Genomic DNA, 15,767 nt, shown 5'->3' with positions numbered 1-15,767 from the left:
GGATCGAGTTCGGACCGTGATGGCGCCGGTACAGAAGTCGCGGAACGAGGTGCGCGACACTCCCGTCAAACCTGCACTTCCGCTCGACAACCGTGTCTCTGGGGGGATTTCACGATGAGAGTCAGTGTGAGACAGGCCGCGCCCGGTGTACCGGGCGCGTATCCGCCCGGCGCCCGCCGGGCGCACCGGGGCCGCCGCCGGGCGGCCGCGGTCGCCGCGCTGCTGCTGGCGGGGGCGCTCGCCGTCGCCGGGTGCAGCGCGTCGTCCGACCGCTCCGACAGCTCCAGCAGCTCCGGCAAGCGCGACAGCGCGGCGGGCCCGGCGGCGGCCGCGCCGGGCTCGGGGAGCAGCAGCGGCAGCACCGGCGCCGTCCAGGACGAGGGCCCGGCCGGGAAGGCCACGCCGTCCGCCGGCTCGTCCGGCTCCGACGCGGGCAAAACGCCGCGCCCGTCCGCGTCGTACCTGATCCGTACGGCGAACATGAGCGTCCGCACCCCGCACGTCAGCGACGCGCTGCGGCAGGCGAAGTCCTTCGCGGCCGACGCCGGCGGCTACTCCGGCGACGAGGACACCGCGACGGGTACGGACGGCCGCGTCACCTCCACCGTCCAGCTGCGGGTGCCGCCCGCGGGCTACGACACCCTGCTCGAACGGCTCTCCGGGCTCGGCAGCCTGCTCTCCCGCAAGGTGAGCGTGCAGGACGTCACCGGCCAGGTGGTGGACGTGCAGAGCCGGGTGAAGTCGCAGCAGGCCAGCGTGGCGCGGGTGCGCGCCCTCATGGACCAGGCGACGGGCCTGGACGACGTGGTCGCGCTGGAGAGCGAGCTGAGCACCCGCGAGGCGGCGCTGGAGTCGCTGGAGGCCCAGGAGGCGTCGCTGCGGGACCAGACCAACCTCGCCACCATCACGCTCAGCCTGAGCGAGCCGCCGGCGAAGCCCGTGCACAAGAAGGCGCCGAAGGTCCACCACGACGGCTTCTGGACCGCGGTCGGCCACGCGCTGCGCGACGGCTGGAACGCCTTCTACGTGGCCCTGCGGATCGTCCTGGTCGTGCTGGCGGTGGCCCTGCCCTTCCTGGCCGCCGTGGCGGCGCTGTGGCTGGCCTACCGCGAGGTGCGCCGCCGGTGGTGGCCCCGGCGCGAGCCGGACCCGGACGCGCCGACGCTGCGCGGGCCCGGCGCCCTGCCGCGGCACCCGCAGCAGGGGGCGGACCTCGGCGACCCGTGGCAGGCGCCCGGGGCGCCGGTGGCGCGCCGCGGCGCCGCGTCCGCGGCGCCTCCCGTACCGCCCGCGCCGGCCGCGCCGCCGGTGCCGCCGCAGGGGCCGGGGAGCAGTCCGAGGAACGGGCCGGGGAAGGAGGAGCCGCCCGCCGGGTGACCGGCGGGGGCCGGGTGCCTCAGGCCGTCTGCGTGGTGCGGTGCACGAACTCCACCAGGCGGCTGAGGGCGTCCGGGTCGGTGCTGGGGATGACGCCGTGGCCGAGGTTGAAGATGTGGCCGGTGCCCGCGGCCGCGGCGGCGTCCAGCACCTCGCGGGCCTTCTGCTCGACGGCCTCGGTCGGCGCGAAGAGCACCGCGGGGTCCAGGTTTCCTTGCAGCGCCTTGCCGGGGCCGACGCGGCGCGCGGCCTCGTCCAGCGGCACCCGCCAGTCGACGCCGACGACGTCGGCCCCCGCCTCGCCCAGCAGGCCCAGCAGCTCGCCGGTGCCGACGCCGTAGTGGATGCGCGGCACCCCGTAGCCCTCGACGGCCTTGAGGACCTTCGCGGACGCGGGCAGCACATGGCTGCGGTAGTCGGCCGGGGACACCGCGCCGGCCCAGGAGTCGAAGAGCTGGACGGCGCTCGCGCCCGCCTCGACCTGCACCTTCAGGAAGGTCGCGGTGATGTCGGCGAGCCGGTCGAGCAGGTCGTGCCACAGCTGCGGGTCGCCGTACATGAGCGCCTTGGTGCGCTCGTGGTTGCGCGACGGGCCGCCCTCGACGAGGTAGCTGGCCAGCGTGAAGGGGGCGCCGGTGAAGCCGATCAGCGGGGTCTCCCCCAGCTCTGCGGTGAGCATGCCGACGGCCTCGGTGACGTAGCCGACGTCGGAGGGTTCGAGGTCGCGCAGCCGCGCCAGGTCCTGCCGGCTGCGGAAGGGGTCGGCGACGACGGGCCCCACGCCCGGCTTGATGTCCAGGTCCAGGCCGATCGCCTTGAGCGGCACCATGATGTCGCTGAAGTAGATCGCCGCGTCCACCTTGTGCCGCCGGACCGGCTGGAGGGTGATCTCCGCGATCAGGTCGGGCCGCATGCACGACTCCAGCATCGGGACGCCCTCGCGCACCTTGTGGTACTCGGGCAGCGACCTGCCCGCCTGGCGCATGAACCACACCGGGGTGTGCGGTACCGGCTCGTTCCGGCAGGCGCGGATGAACGGGGATGCAGCGGTCTGCTGATGCGTGCTCACACCGCGCATCCTCCCACGGCGCGCGGAGAGACCGGTTACGGGGCCTCTTACGGGGCCTCGGGTGTTGTTGCGCACGCGGACGCCGGGCGCGCCCTAGTCTTCCGGGCATGGCAGCGGTGCATGGACAGGTCGGCGAGGTCGGCGAGGACAGCGGGGTCCCCTTTCCTTTTCGGCATGCGGTGGACGCGTTGCGGGGCGCGCGGGTGCGGTCGCAGGTGCGGATCGAGGAGGTGACCGCGCCGCGCCGGCTCGCCTCGTACGCCTACGCGCTGGAGGCGACGGTGCTCGCGGACGCGGACGGGGAGGAGCTGGCCGACGGGCGGGTGGTGCTGCTGCACGAGCCGCAGGGCCACGAGGCCTGGTCCGGCACCTTCCGGATGGTCACCCTCGCGCGGGCGGAACTGGAGCCGGAGATGGCGGGCGACCCGCTGCTGCCGGAGGTCAGCTGGTCCTGGCTGACGGGCGCGCTCGCCGCGCACGGCGCCGGCCACGGCGAGCCGAGCGGTACGGTCTCGCGCGCGTCGTCGCACTTCTTCGGCGGCCTGGGCGACCGCCCCGACGAGACCAGGATCGAGCTGCGCGCCTCGTGGACGCCGCAGGAGCGGCCCGGCGGGCTGATCGACGTCACCGCGCACCTGGCCGCGTGGTGCGACCTGCTGTGCGCGTGCGCGGGCCTGCCGCCGGCCGAGGACGCGCCCGTACGCGGCACGGCGGGCGTCGTACCGCTCCCCAAGCGCCGCACCTGAGGGACCGGGGCGCGCGCCCCTCCCGAGCCCGTACGCGGCCCGTACGGGCCGCTCCTGAGGGGGTGTCGGGCGGGGCGTGCGGGGCGGGCAGCTCTGGCGTTCGATCGGCCGTCCGATTTGCCGGAAATAATGTGCAACAAATCGTGATCTTTCCCTAAAGGCCGGGGCACTTGCTGCCGAAGGAAACTGTGACCCTTTCAGTCCCCCTTTGCCACAGGAGGCCCGGTGTCCGTTCTTCTCGAGCAGCCCACGAGCCTGGTCGCCTACCGCCCCAGCAAGCCGACGGCCATGGTCGTCGTGGCCGACCCCCGCGTACGCTCCACCGTCACCCGACACCTGTGGGCGCTCGGGGTTCGCGACGTGATCGAGGCCTCGTCGATCGCCGAGGCCCGCCCCCGGGTCGGTAACCCCCGCGACATCTGCGTCGCCGACGTCCACCTGCCCGACGGCTCCGGGCTCACCCTGCTCGCCGAGACCCGCGCGGCGGGCTGGCCCAACGGCCTCGCCCTCTCCGCCGCCGACGACATCGGCGCGGTGCGCAACGCCCTCGCGGGCGGCGTGAAGGGCTATGTGGTGACCGGCACCCGCAACACCCCCGGCTCCCTCGCCGGCCGCCCCGGGCTCGCCCCGCTCGGCGCGACCGCCGCCCGTATGCAGCGCCGCCCGCCGGGCGCGGGGGGCCACCCCGGCAACGGCTACCGCGAGCTGTCCGGGCGGGAGGTGGAGGTGCTCAGGCTCGTCGCCGAGGGCCAGTCGAACAAGGCCATCGGCGTCTCGATGGGCCTGTCCGCGCTGACCGTCAAGAGCCACCTCGCGCGGATCGCGCGCAAGCTCGGGACGGGCGACCGCGCGGGGATGGTCGCCGTCGCGCTGCGCACCGGCATCATCCACTGACCCGACGTGCCGCCGCAGGGGGCGTAACGTTCCGCCCCCTGGCCGGCGCACCCGCGCCGTACCGCCCGGGGAGTCCGGCGTAACCGGACGAACAGGGCAAGCCCCACCGGCGGGCGCGGCGCAAGGCTACCCTTGACAGGTGACCGACGCCCAAGACACCGCATCCGCTGACACCGCGGCGGCGCCGGTCCCGCTGCTGGACCCGCGCGAGGGAATCCCGCCGGTGACCGCAGACCCGGAGGCCCTCGCAGAGGTCGTCGCGGCCTTCGCCGCGGGTACGGGTCCGGTCGCCGTCGACGCCGAGCGTGCCTCCGGCTACCGCTACGGGCAGCGGGCCTACCTGGTCCAGCTGCGCCGCGCCGGAGCAGGGACCGCGCTGATCGACCCCGTGGGATGCCCCGACCTGTCCGCCCTGGACGCCGCGCTGAGCGGCACGGAGTGGGTGCTGCACGCCGCCACCCAGGACCTCCCGTGCCTCGCGGAGCTGGGCATGCACCCCTCCTCGCTCTTCGACACCGAGCTGGCCGGCCGGCTGGCCGGCTTCCCGCGGGTCGGGCTGGGCGCGATGGTGGAGCAGGTGCTCGGCTACGCCCTGGAGAAGGGCCACTCCGCGGTCGACTGGTCGACCCGGCCGCTGCCCGAGCCCTGGCTGCGGTACGCGGCGCTGGACGTCGAGCTGCTGGTGGACCTGCGGGACGCGCTGGAGCAGGAGCTGCGCGAGCAGGGCAAGCTGGAGTGGGCGCTGCAGGAGTTCGCGGCCATCGCCGCGGCCCCGCCGCCGCCTCCCCGGGTGGATCCGTGGCGGCGCACGTCGGGGATGCACAAGGTGCGCCGGCGGCGGCAGATCGGCATCGTGCGCGAGCTGTGGCTGGCCCGCGACCGGGCGGCCCGCGACCGCGACATCTCCCCCGGCCGGGTGCTGAGCGACGCCGCGATCGTCACCGCCGCGCTGGAGAATCCGCCGAACGTGCACGCGCTGGCCGCCCTGCCCGGCTTCGGGCACCGCATGGGCCGCCGCCAGCTCGACCAGTGGCAGGCCGCGGTGGACCGCGCCCGCGGCCTGCCGGAGCGCGAGCTGCCGCAGCCCACCGCCGCCTACACCGGCCCGCCGCCGCCCCGCGCGTGGGCGGACAAGGACCCGGCCGCGGCAGCCCGGCTGTCGGCGGCCCGCGCCGCGGTGACGGCCATGGCCGACGAGCTGCACCTGCCGCAGGAGAACCTGGTCACCCCGGACACCGTCCGCCGGGTCTGCTGGGCCCCGCCGGCCGACCTCACCCCCGAGGCGGTGGCCGCCGCGCTGGCCGACCTGGGCGCCCGCCCCTGGCAGGTCCAGCTGACCACTCCGCTCATCACGAAGGCCCTCACCGCCCGCCCCACCGCCGACCGATAACCCTTCCGGTGTGACCTGCGCCGCTTCGCGGGGTCACACTGTCCCGTTCGGTTACCCGCGAGTAGCATGTTCCGGGAGGCGAGTGAACACACATATGAGGGAGCTAGTCGTGCCGCGTACCGCGAGGGACGTCGTCTTCGTCGACGGCGTCCGTACCCCGTTCGGCAAGGCGGGCCCGAAGGGCATCTACCACGAGACCAGGGCCGACGACCTGGTCATCAAGTGCATCCGGGAGCTGCTGCGGCGCAACCCCGGCCTGGACCCGGCCCGTATCGACGAGGTCGCGGTCGCCGCGACCACGCAGATCGGCGACCAGGGGCTGACCCTGGGCCGCACCGCGGGCATCCTGGCGGGCCTGCCGACGACGGTGCCCGGCTTCTCGATCGACCGCATGTGCGCGGGCGCGATGACGGCCGTGACGACGACGGCCGGCGGGATCGCCTTCGGCGCCTACGACGTGGTGGTCGCGGGCGGTGTCGAGCACATGGGGCGGCACCCGATGGGCGAGGGCGTCGACCCGAACCCGCGCTTCGTGTCGGAGAAGCTGGTCGACGAGTCCGCGCTGTTCATGGGCATGACGGCGGAGAACCTGCACGACCGCTTCCCCGCGCTGACCAAGGCGCGCGCGGACGAGTACGCGGTGCGCAGCCAGGAGAAGGCCGCCAAGGCCTACGCGGACGGGAAGATCCAGCCGGACCTGGTCCCGGTCGCGATCCGCCGCACCACGCCCGAGGGCGGCGAGACCGGCTGGGGCCTGGCCACCGCCGACGAGCCGATGCGCCCGGGCACCACGCTGGAGGGCCTGGCGAACCTCAAGACCCCCTTCCGCCCGCACGGCCGGGTCACCGCCGGCAACTCCTCGGGCCTCAACGACGGCGCCACCGCCTCGCTGCTGGCCGCCGAGGACGTCGCCCGCGAGCTGGCGCTGCCGGTGAAGATGCGCCTGGTGTCCTACGCCTTCGCGGGCGTCGAGCCGGAGGTCATGGGCATCGGCCCGATCCCGGCCACCGAGAAGGCGCTGTCCCGCGCGGGCCTGACGATCGACGACATCGGCCTCATCGAGGTCAACGAGGCCTACGCCGTGCAGGTCCTGTCGCTGCTGGACCACTACGGCATCGCCGACGACGACCCGCGCGTCAACCCGTACGGCGGCGCCATCGCCTTCGGCCACCCGCTGGCCTCCTCCGGGGTGCGGCTGATGACCCAGCTGGCCCGGGAGTTCGAGGAGCACCCCGAGGTGCGCTACGGCATCACCACCATGTGCGTCGGCTTCGGCATGGGCGGCACGGTCGTGTGGGAGAACCCCAACTTCAACGGGAGCGCCAAGTGAGCACCACCACCGAACTCCTCAAGGGCGCGGCCGAACTCTTCCCCGGCGAGGTCGTCACGTCCGCGCACGTACGGCACCTGGAGCTGCCCGGCGCCGGGCGCTTCGCGCTGATCACCCTCGACAACGGCCTGGACCACACCAAGCCCACCACCTTCGGCCCGCAGTCGCTCGCCCACCTGGACGCGGCGATCGACCAGGTCGAGAAGGAGGCCGCCGAGGGCGCGATCACCGGTGTCGGCATCACCGGCAAGCCGTTCATCTTCGCCGTGGGCGCCGACCTCAAGGGCGTCGAGCTGCTGGGGCGGCACGAGGACGCGCTGGCCATCGGCCGCGGCGGCCACGACGTCTTCAAGCGGCTGTCGTCGCTCGCGGTGCCCACCTTCGCGTACTACAACGGCGCGGCCATGGGCGGCGGCGTCGAGGTGGGCCTGCACTGCACCTACCGCACGGTGTCCGCGTCGGTGCCCGCCTTCTCGCTGCCCGAGGTCTTCCTCGGCCTGGTGCCCGGCTGGGGCGGCTGCACGCTGCTGCCGAACCTGATCGGCGCCGACCGCGCGGTCACCGTGATCATCGAGAACTCGCTCAACCAGAACCGCCAGCTCAAGGGCACCCAGGTGTTCGAGCTGGGCATCGCCGACGCGCTGTTCGAGGCCGCGGACTTCCTGGAGCAGTCGCTCGCGTGGACCGCGTCCGTCCTGCGCGGCGAGATCGAGGTCGACCGCCCCGAGGTGGACCGCGGCGAGGCCTGGGACACCGCGGTGGCCCGCGGCCGGGCGATCGCCGACGGCAAGGTGCACGGCGCCGCCCCCGCGGCCTACCGCGCGCTGGAGATCGTCTCGGCGGCCCGCGGCGGCGACCTGCGGCAGGGCTTCGAGGCCGAGGACCGCGCGCTCGCCGACCTCATCATGGGCGGCGAGCTGCGCAGCGGCATCTACGCCTTCAACCTGGTGCAGAAGCGCGGCAAGCGCCCGGCCGGCGCGCCCGACAAGGCGCTGGCCCGCCCGGTGACGAAGGTCGGCGTCGTGGGCGCGGGCCTGATGGCCTCGCAGCTGGCGCTGCTGTTCGTGCGGCGCCTGGAGGTGCCGGTCGTGCTGACCGACATCGACCAGGCCCGTATCGACAAGGGCGTGGCCTACGTGCACGCCGAGATCGACAAGCTGCTCGCCAAGGGGCGGCTGAAGCAGGACGCCGCCAACCGCTACAAGGCGCTCGTGACCGGCCACCTGGACAAGGCCGCGGCCTTCGGGGACGCCGACTTCGTCATCGAGGCGGTCTTCGAGGAGATGGGCGTCAAGCAACAGGTCTTCGCCGAGCTGGAGGCGGTGGTGCGGCCGGACGCGATCCTGGCGACCAACACCTCCTCGCTGTCGGTGTCGGAGATGGCCGCGAAGCTGGAGCACCCCGAGCGGGTCGTGGGCTTCCACTTCTTCAACCCGGTCGCGATCCTGCCGCTGCTGGAGATCGTCCGCGGCGAGACCACCGACGACGCGTCGCTCGCGACCGCCTTCGCGGTGGCCAGGAAGCTCAAGAAGACCGCGGTGCTGGTCAAGGACGCGCCCGCCTTCGTGGTGAACCGCATCCTGACCCGCTTCATGGGCGAGATCCAGAACGTCATCGACGAGGGCACCCCGGTCGCGGTGGCCGAGAAGGCCGTGGAGCCGCTGGGCCTGCCGATGTCGCCGCTGGTGCTGCTGGAGCTGGTCGGCCCGGCGATCGGCCTGCACGTCTCGGAGACGCTGCACGCCGCCTTCCCGGACCGCTTCACCGTCTCGCCGAACCTGGCGGCGGTCGTCAAGGCCGGCAAGCGCGGTTTCTACGTCTACGACTCCGGCCGCCCCGAGCTGGACCCGGAGGTCGCCGCGCTGCTGGAGCAGGGCGACCGGGTGCTGACCGAGGCGCAGGTGCGCGAGCGGGTGCTGGACGCGGTGGCCCAGGAGATCGGGCTGATGCTGGCCGAGGGCGTCGTCGCCGAGGCCCAGGACGTCGACCTGTGCCTCATCACGGGCGCGGGCTGGCCCTTCCACCTGGGCGGTATCACGCCGTACCTGGACCGCGAGGGCGTCTCGCAGCGGGTGAACGGCAAGCCGTTCCTGGCGCCGGGCGTGGCGAGCGTGCCGGCGGTCTGACCGCCAGGTACGCGCAAAGGGGCCGGGCCACCGTGGTGGCCCGGCCCCTTTGCGTCGTTCCGGGGCGCCGGAGGTGCGTCGTGCGGTCAGCCGGCGGCCGGGGTGGAGTCGAGCGCCACGACACGCTTGATCTCGGCGTCGATCTGCGAGCGCAGCGTCGCCGGCGTCAGGGTCTTGGCGTCCTTGACGGGCTCGCCGTTGATCTCCAGGGCGGGCGCCGCACCGAGGCCGGAGGCCGCGAAGTCCTGCTGGGACTTGATGACCCAGCCCTCGTGGTCACGCTGCTCCACGCACGGCTCGAAGGTGCCGGCCTTGATCTTGTGGGCCTTGTGGGCGAGCTTCTCCATCAGCTTCTCGCTGGCCAGCGCGTCGTCCTTGGGGTCGGCGGGCTGGACCTTCCACAGCTCGTCGACGAAGGCGACGAAGCGGCCCTGGTCCTGCGCGCAGGCCGCGGCGTTGGCCGCCACCTGGGAGCCCTTGCCGCCGTACTCCTTGTCGGAGGCCGTCACCAGGTGGTACTGGAACTGCACCTGGCCGGAGGCCAGCAGCTGCTGGATGGTGGCGCCGTACTGGTCCTGGAAGGCCTTCGAGGCGGGGCTGCGGAGGTCCTCGTAGACGGTGACGGTGACCGGGACGGTCGGCCGTACCGGGATGCCCAGCTTGGGCCCTGCGGGCGTGGCCGAGGGGGTGGGCGTCGCGGTCGCGTCCGGCGCGGGCGGCGGGGCGGTGGGTTTCGTCGCCGCGGCCACCACGCCGCCGGGCGGCGTGACCTTGTCGTCCTTGCCGGCGCGGACATGGGCACCGATCAGCGCGGAGACGCCGAAGACCACGGCCATGGCCGTGACACCCACCGCGTACGGCCGCAGCCGGGCGACGGGGCCCTTGCGCTTCTTGTTCGGGGCTGCCGAACCGCCCTTGGTGCCGGGCCCCTTGGACTCCGTCATTGCTACGCCACCTCGATCATCCGCACTGCCTTCGCGCATTTCTACCATCGGCCCCGTGCCCCCGGGAAACGGGGTTCCCGGGGCGGCGGGCCGCCCGCTCCCGCCGCCGCCCGGCGCGCCGCGAAGGGCGGCCGGGAGGGGGCGGGAGCGGGGGTCAGCCCGCCTCGGGCTCGGCGGGCACCGCGTCGGCGGCCTCGTCGGCGAAACGCCCGTCGATGGTCGCCACCACGCCCGTGACCTGGCGCGCGACGGCCGGCGCGGTCAGGCCGACCGCGGCCAGCACGTCCTTGCGGGAGCCGTGCTCGAGGAAGCGCTGCGGGATGCCGAAGTCCCGCAGCGGCACGTCCACCTCGGCGTCGCGCAGCGCCTGGGCGACGGCCGAGCCGACACCGCCGGCCCGCCCGTTGTCCTCGACGGTGACGACGAGCCGGTGCCGGGCCGCGAGCGCCGGCAGCTCGGGGTCGACCGGCTTGACCCAGCGCGGGTCGACGACGGTGCTGGTGATGCCCTGGGCGTCCAGCAGCGCGGCGATCTCCAGGCACATCGGGGCCAGCGCGCCGACCGACACCAGCAGCACGTCGGGCCGCTCCCCGGTGGACGGCTCGCGCAGCACGTCCATGCCGCCGATCCGGCCGACCGCGGGCACCGAGGGGCCGACCGCGCCCTTGGAGTACCGGACCACGGTGGGGGCGTCGTGGACCTCGACGGCCTCCCGCAGCTGCGCCCTGACCTGCTCGGCGTCGCGCGGCGCGGCGATCCGCAGGCCCGGGACGACCTGCAGGATCGACATGTCCCACATGCCGTTGTGCGAGGGACCGTCGCTGCCGGTCACCCCGGCGCGGTCCAGGACGAAGGTGACACCGCACTTGTGCAGGGCGACGTCCATCAGGACCTGGTCGAAGGCGCGGTTGAGGAAGGTCGCGTAGACGGCGAAGACCGGGTGCAGCCCGCCGGTGGCGAGCCCGGCGGCCGAGACGGCGCCGTGCTGCTCGGCGATGCCGACGTCGAAGACCCGCTCGGGGAAGGCCTCGGCGAACCTGGTCAGGCCCACCGGGTGCAGCATCGCCGCGGTGATGGCGACGATGTCGGCGCGCTCCTTGCCGAGCGCGAGCATCTCGTCGCCGAACACCGACGTCCAGTCGGCGCCGCCCTCGGACAGCGGCAGGCCGCTGTCGGGGTGGATCGGGCCGATGCCGTGGAAGCGGTCGGTGCGGTCCCGCTCGGCCGGGGTGTAGCCGTGGCCCTTCTCGGTGATGCAGTGCACCAGGACGGGCCCGTGGAAGCGCTTGGCGCGCTGGAGCGCGGACTCCACCGCCTCGACGTCGTGGCCGTCGATCGGGCCGAGGTACTTCAGCCCCAGGTCCTCGAACATGCCCTGCGGGGTGATGAAGTCCTTCAGGCCCTTCTTGGCGCCGTGCAGCGTCTCGTAGAGCGGGCGGCCGATGAGCGGGGTGCGCTCCAGCACCTCCTTGGTGCGGGCGAGGAACTGCTCGTAGCCGTCGGTGGTGCGCAGCGTGGCCAGGTGGTTGGCGAGGCCGCCGATGGTGGGCGAGTACGACCACTCGTTGTCGTTGACGACGATGACGAGCGGGCGGTCCTTGGCGGCGGCGATGTTGTTGAGGGCCTCCCAGGCCATACCGCCGGTGAGCGCCCCGTCGCCGATGACGGCCACCACGTGGTCGTCGCGGCGCAGCAGCTCGTTGGCCTTGGCCAGCCCGTCGGCCCAGCCCAGCACCGTGGAGGCGTGGCTGTTCTCGATCACGTCGTGCTCGGACTCGGCCCGCGAGGGGTAGCCCGACAGACCGCCGGTGCTCTTGAGCCGGCTGAAGTCCTGCCGTCCGGTCAGCAGCTTGTGCACGTAGGCCTGGTGCCCGGTGTCGAAGAGGATGCGGTCGCGCGGGGAGTCGAAGACCCGGTGCAGAGCCACGGTCAGCTCCACGACGCCCAGGTTGGGGCCGAGGTGGCCGCCGGTCTTCGAGACCGCGTCGACGAGGAAGGAGCGGATCTCGGCGGACAGCTCCACGAGCTGCTGCGGGCTGAGCCGGTCGAGGTCGCGCGGTCCGTTGATACGGGTCAGCAGTGCCACCCGTTCCTCCTTAGCCTGTCGCTCCCGGCCGATCTGGCCTTCGCAAGAGTCTAATGTTCGGGTTACCGGCGCGTCGGGCGACCCGTGCGATGTCCGTCACGCGCCGCGCCCGCGGGGCCTCCGGGCGGCGTGTCGGCGCTCCCGGCGGGGCCCCGTCCCCGTACTTCCGCACGGCCCGGGAAACACCGGACCGCCGGGCGGTCCTGGGGGTCCAGGTCCGCCCGGCGGTCCGGGTGGTGCGTGCCGCGGGTCAGGCGCGGCCGGAGCTGCGCTGGGTGCGGCGGGAGATCGAGTCGACGACCACGGCGGCGAGGAGCACCGCGCCGGTGATCATGTCGTTGATCGAGTCGTCCTTGTTCAGCAGGTTCAGGCCCATCTGGATGGACTCGATGACCAGCATGCCCAGCAGCGCCGACCAGACGCTGCCGCGGCCGCCGAAGAGGCTGGTGCCGCCGATGACGGCCGCCGCGATGGCGAGCATCAGCAGGTTGCCGCTACCGGCCTGGAGCGTCGCGGTGTACTGCTGGGCGGCCAGGAAGAGGCCGCCGAGGGCCGCGAAGAAGCCGGAGATCGCGAAGACCGATATACGGACCATCGCCACGTTGATACCGGCGCGGCGGGCGGCCTCGATGCCACCGCCGACTGCGAAGATCTTGCGGCCGTAGGTGGTGCGGCGCAGCACGAAGTCGCAGATCACCAGCGCGGCGAGGAAGATCACCAGGGAATTCGGCACACCGGAGGACTTGTTCAGCACGTACGCCGACACGTAGGCGACGACCGCGAGCGCGACGGTGCGGAAGATGATCTCGCCGGTGGGCCGGAAGGGCACGGAGGCCTTGCGGCGGCGCTGCTGCTCGATGAGCGAGCCGACCAGCAGGGCGGCGACGGCGAGGGTGGCCAGGATGTACGCGCCGGCGATGCTCTGGTTCATGAAGAAGGAGCGCTGGCCCAGCGTGTGCAGCAGGCCCTTGTCCTGGATCGTGAGGCTGCCCGTGCTGCGCAGCAGGTACTTCATGACGCCCGCCCAGCCGAGGAAGCCGGCCAGGGTGACGACGAACGCCGGGACGCCGATCTTGGCGAAGAAGAAGCCGTGGAAGGCGCCGATGACGATGCCGGTGAGCAGCGTCAGCAGGACCGCGAGCGTCGGGTTGACCCCGTGCTGGACGGTCAGGATGGCGAAGACCGTGGAGGCCAGACCGCTGACCGAGCCGACCGCCAGGTCGATCTCGCCGAGCAGCAGCACGAAGACCAGGCCGATCGACAGCATGCCCGTACCGGCCATGAAGAAGCCGATGTTGACCATGTTCTGCGAGCTCAGGAACAGGCTGTTCTGGACCTGGAAGACGGTCCAGATGATGATCAGCGCGACGATCACCGGGAGCGAGCCCAGCTCGCCGCCCTTCAGCTTGCGCTTGAACTCCGTGAGATAGCCCTTGAGGCCCTCTTCCCGGACCAGCAGCCGGGGGTCGACGGTCGCGACGGCCGGCGGCGGAACCTCGTCCACCGGCTTGCTCATCGTGGTCTTGTCGCTCACTGGGCTGCCTCCGCGTTGCGCGCCAGACGGCGGGTCACGGCGTTGTCCGTGGCGCCGGTGATGGCCGCGATGATCTCTTCGTTGGTGGTGTCCTTGACCGGGAAGGCACCGTTGTTCCTGCCGAGGCGCAGCACGTGAACGGTGTCGCAGACCGCCATGACGTCGGCCATGTTGTGGCTGATCAGGATGACGCCGAGGTTGCGCTCGCGCAGCCGCTCGACGAGGTCCAGGACCTGCGCGGTCTGCTCGACGCCGAGGGCGGCCGTGGGCTCGTCGAGGATGACGACCTTGGGGTCGCCGATCAGCGCGCGGGCGATGGCGACGACCTGGCGCTGGCCACCGGAGAGGCTCGCGATCGGGATCCGGACACTGGGGATCCGGATGGACAGTGTGTTCAGAAGTTCGCGGGAGCGCTGTTCCATCGTGACCTCGTCGAGGCTGCCGAAGCGCAGCAGCTCCCGGCCGAGGTAGAGGTTTCCGACGACGTCGAGGTTGTCGCAGAGCGCGAGGTCCTGGTAGACGGTCGCGATACCGAGCTGCTGGGCGTCCTGCGGGCGGTTGATGTGCACCGACCGCCCCTCCCACTCGATGACGCCCTCGTCCACGGGGTGCACACCCGCGATGGTCTTGACCAGGGTCGACTTGCCGGCTCCGTTGTCGCCCACCAGGGCGACCACTTCTCCGGGGTGAACCTCCAGGTCGACGTCGGTGAGGGCCTGGACCGCACCGAATCGCTTGGAGACTCCGCGCAACGCCAGCACGGGCGTAGCGGACACGTGAACCATCTCCTTCGCCGCCTGACCGGCGGGGATGCCGCGTGCTGCGTCGAACAGCCGCGGAGGGAGTGCGCAATGCACGGGTTACAAGATTACAAAGTGAACAGGGAAGGGGTAGACCCCCGTTCACCGGAAAGCTCCGGCCGCAACCGTTTCCGTCCGGTGCCCGCCCCGTTAGCGGGGTGTTTTGTGCGGGGCGGGCACCGGACAGGTTCACGGGGACGGTTCAGGCCGTGGAAGCGGCCTGAACCGTGCGGGCCGGATCAGCCGTCGGGTCAGCTGATGCCGGCGGCGGTGCACTTGGCGGCGTAGTCCGCGGTGCAGATCTGGGCGGCGGTGTACAGACCGTCCTTGACGACCGTGTCCTTGATGTTGGCCACGGTGACCGACGTCGCCGGCAGGAGCTTGGCGGGCACCTCGGTGCCGGTCAGCTGCTTGGCGGTGGTGTCGGCGACGGACTTGAAGTCCTTGCCCTGGAGCAGGTCGACCGCGATCTCCGCGGCGGCGTCCGCCTCCGGCTGGTAGGCCTTGTAGATCGTGGCGGTCTGGGTACCCGCCAGGATCCGCTGCAGACCGTCGAGCTCGGCGTCCTGACCGGTCAGCGGCGGGTTGATGCCGGCGCCCTTGAGGGCGGTGGCGACACCGCCGGCCATGCCGTCGTTCGCGGAGTAGACGCCCGCGATCTTGTCCTTGCCGATCAGCTGGATGGCGGCCGTCATCTTCTGGTTGGCGATGTCGCCCTTCCACAGACCCGACTGCTCGTAGGCGATCTTCACCTTGCCGTCGAGGATCTTGTGGGCGCCTTCCTTGAACATGGCGGCGTTCGGGTCACCCGGGTCACCGTCGATCATGACAACGTTGGCAGACGGCGTCGCCTTGGCGCCCATCGCGTCGAGCAGCGCCTGTCCCTGCAGCTCGCCGATCTTCTCGTTGTCGTAGGAGACATACGCGTCGATCGGGCCCTCGGCGAGGCGGTCGTAGGCGACGATCTTGATGCCCTTGTCCTTCGCGGACTGGATCGAGGACTTGATGCCCTTGGAGTCCTGCGCGTCGACGATCAGGACCTTGACGCCCTTGGCGATCATGGTGCTGACCTGCTGGGCCTGCTTGGCCGGGTCGGCGGCGGCGTTCGCGTACTCGACCGAGCAGTCGGGGCACAGCTCGCCGATCTTCTTGGTGATCAGCGGCCGGTCGAACTTCTCGTAGCGAGTGGTCGCGTTCTCCGGCAGCAGCAGGCCGATCGACTTGGCCGAGCTGCTCTTCGAGGAGGACTTGTCGGAGCCCTTGTCGTCGTCGCCGGCCTTGCCGCACGCCGCCAAGCCGAGGGCGAGCGAAACGGCCGCCGTGCCGATGACGATCCGACGCGTCATTGCGTTCATCTGAGGTTGCCTCCCTGACAGGGCCGCAACACCGCGGCCGAGGTGCTCGTGAGTCAACTCCGGCTGACGGCCTGTCGTCAAGAAGTAAACACTTAACGAGATGGCAACGGCGCGTT

The 15,767-nt window shown here is 72.4% G+C and carries 12 protein-coding genes; 6 read left to right on the top strand and 6 right to left on the bottom strand.

Annotation, left to right across the window (positions count from 1 at the left end):
• The first annotated feature begins 114 nt into the window (after positions 1-114).
• Positions 115-1,377 (top strand): DUF4349 domain-containing protein, encoded by a 1,263-nt coding sequence (locus tag ACH4SL_RS04755; RefSeq protein WP_398441968.1) that lies wholly within the window; start codon positions 115-117, stop codon positions 1,375-1,377.
• A 19-nt stretch (positions 1,378-1,396) separates the two neighbouring features.
• Here ACH4SL_RS04755 and hemE read toward each other — a convergent pair whose 3' ends face one another.
• Positions 1,397-2,455: a uroporphyrinogen decarboxylase gene (gene hemE, locus ACH4SL_RS04750; protein ID WP_398441967.1), complete on the bottom strand. Its 1,059-nt coding sequence runs from the start codon at positions 2,453-2,455 to the stop codon at positions 1,397-1,399.
• Positions 2,456-2,553: 98 nt separating this feature from the next.
• On the opposite strand from hemE, the gene ACH4SL_RS04745 reads away from it, so the two are divergent.
• The 5 genes from ACH4SL_RS04745 (at position 2,554) to ACH4SL_RS04725 (ending at position 8,932) form a co-directional block, all read left to right on the top strand.
• Positions 2,554-3,192 carry a DUF3000 domain-containing protein gene (locus ACH4SL_RS04745; RefSeq protein WP_398441966.1) on the top strand — a complete coding sequence of 213 codons (639 nt, stop codon included), beginning with the start codon at positions 2,554-2,556 and terminating at the stop codon, positions 3,190-3,192.
• Between the two features lie 225 nt (positions 3,193-3,417).
• Entirely contained in the window at positions 3,418-4,086 is a 669-nt protein-coding gene (locus ACH4SL_RS04740) for a response regulator transcription factor (RefSeq protein ID WP_031512873.1), read from the top strand.
• Between the two features lie 139 nt (positions 4,087-4,225).
• The gene (locus ACH4SL_RS04735; RefSeq protein WP_398441965.1) at positions 4,226-5,476 is read left to right on the top strand and encodes an HRDC domain-containing protein; all 1,251 of its coding nucleotides are present in this window, start codon (positions 4,226-4,228) and stop codon (positions 5,474-5,476) included.
• A 109-nt stretch (positions 5,477-5,585) separates the two neighbouring features.
• Positions 5,586-6,806 carry a thiolase family protein gene (locus ACH4SL_RS04730; protein ID WP_398441964.1) on the top strand — a complete coding sequence of 407 codons (1,221 nt, stop codon included), beginning with the start codon at positions 5,586-5,588 and terminating at the stop codon, positions 6,804-6,806.
• The gene (locus ACH4SL_RS04725; RefSeq protein WP_398441963.1) at positions 6,803-8,932 is read left to right on the top strand and encodes a 3-hydroxyacyl-CoA dehydrogenase NAD-binding domain-containing protein; all 2,130 of its coding nucleotides are present in this window, start codon (positions 6,803-6,805) and stop codon (positions 8,930-8,932) included. Before ACH4SL_RS04730 ends, ACH4SL_RS04725 begins: the two co-directional genes overlap by 4 nt.
• A gap of 86 nt (positions 8,933-9,018) precedes the next feature.
• Here ACH4SL_RS04725 and ACH4SL_RS04720 read toward each other — a convergent pair whose 3' ends face one another.
• From ACH4SL_RS04720 to ACH4SL_RS04700, 5 genes are all read right to left on the bottom strand, one after another.
• A complete protein-coding gene (locus tag ACH4SL_RS04720; RefSeq protein WP_398441962.1) occupies positions 9,019-9,876 on the bottom strand; it encodes a DsbA family protein in 858 nt (285 codons plus the stop codon).
• Positions 9,877-10,030: 154 nt separating this feature from the next.
• Positions 10,031-11,962, bottom strand: coding sequence for a 1-deoxy-D-xylulose-5-phosphate synthase (gene dxs / locus ACH4SL_RS04715; protein ID WP_398441961.1), 1,932 nt, complete (start codon positions 11,960-11,962; stop codon positions 10,031-10,033).
• Between the two features lie 250 nt (positions 11,963-12,212).
• Positions 12,213-13,478, bottom strand: a complete 1,266-nt coding sequence (locus tag ACH4SL_RS04710) for a sugar ABC transporter permease (RefSeq protein ID WP_398442670.1) — start codon at positions 13,476-13,478, stop codon at positions 12,213-12,215.
• Positions 13,479-13,492: 14 nt separating this feature from the next.
• On the bottom strand, positions 13,493-14,281 hold the full coding sequence (locus ACH4SL_RS04705) for an ATP-binding cassette domain-containing protein (RefSeq protein ID WP_031512879.1): 789 nt from the start codon (positions 14,279-14,281) through the stop codon (positions 13,493-13,495).
• A 266-nt stretch (positions 14,282-14,547) separates the two neighbouring features.
• On the bottom strand, positions 14,548-15,651 hold the full coding sequence (locus ACH4SL_RS04700; RefSeq protein ID WP_398441960.1) for a sugar ABC transporter substrate-binding protein: 1,104 nt from the start codon (positions 15,649-15,651) through the stop codon (positions 14,548-14,550).
• Between the last annotated feature and the right edge of the window lie 116 nt (positions 15,652-15,767).

The sequence above is a fragment of the Streptomyces sp. NPDC021020 genome, from assembly GCF_044333285.1.
In the GTDB taxonomy this organism is placed as follows: Bacteria; Actinomycetota; Actinomycetes; order Streptomycetales; family Streptomycetaceae; genus Actinacidiphila.
This window is presented reverse-complemented; position numbering and strand designations above follow the sequence as displayed.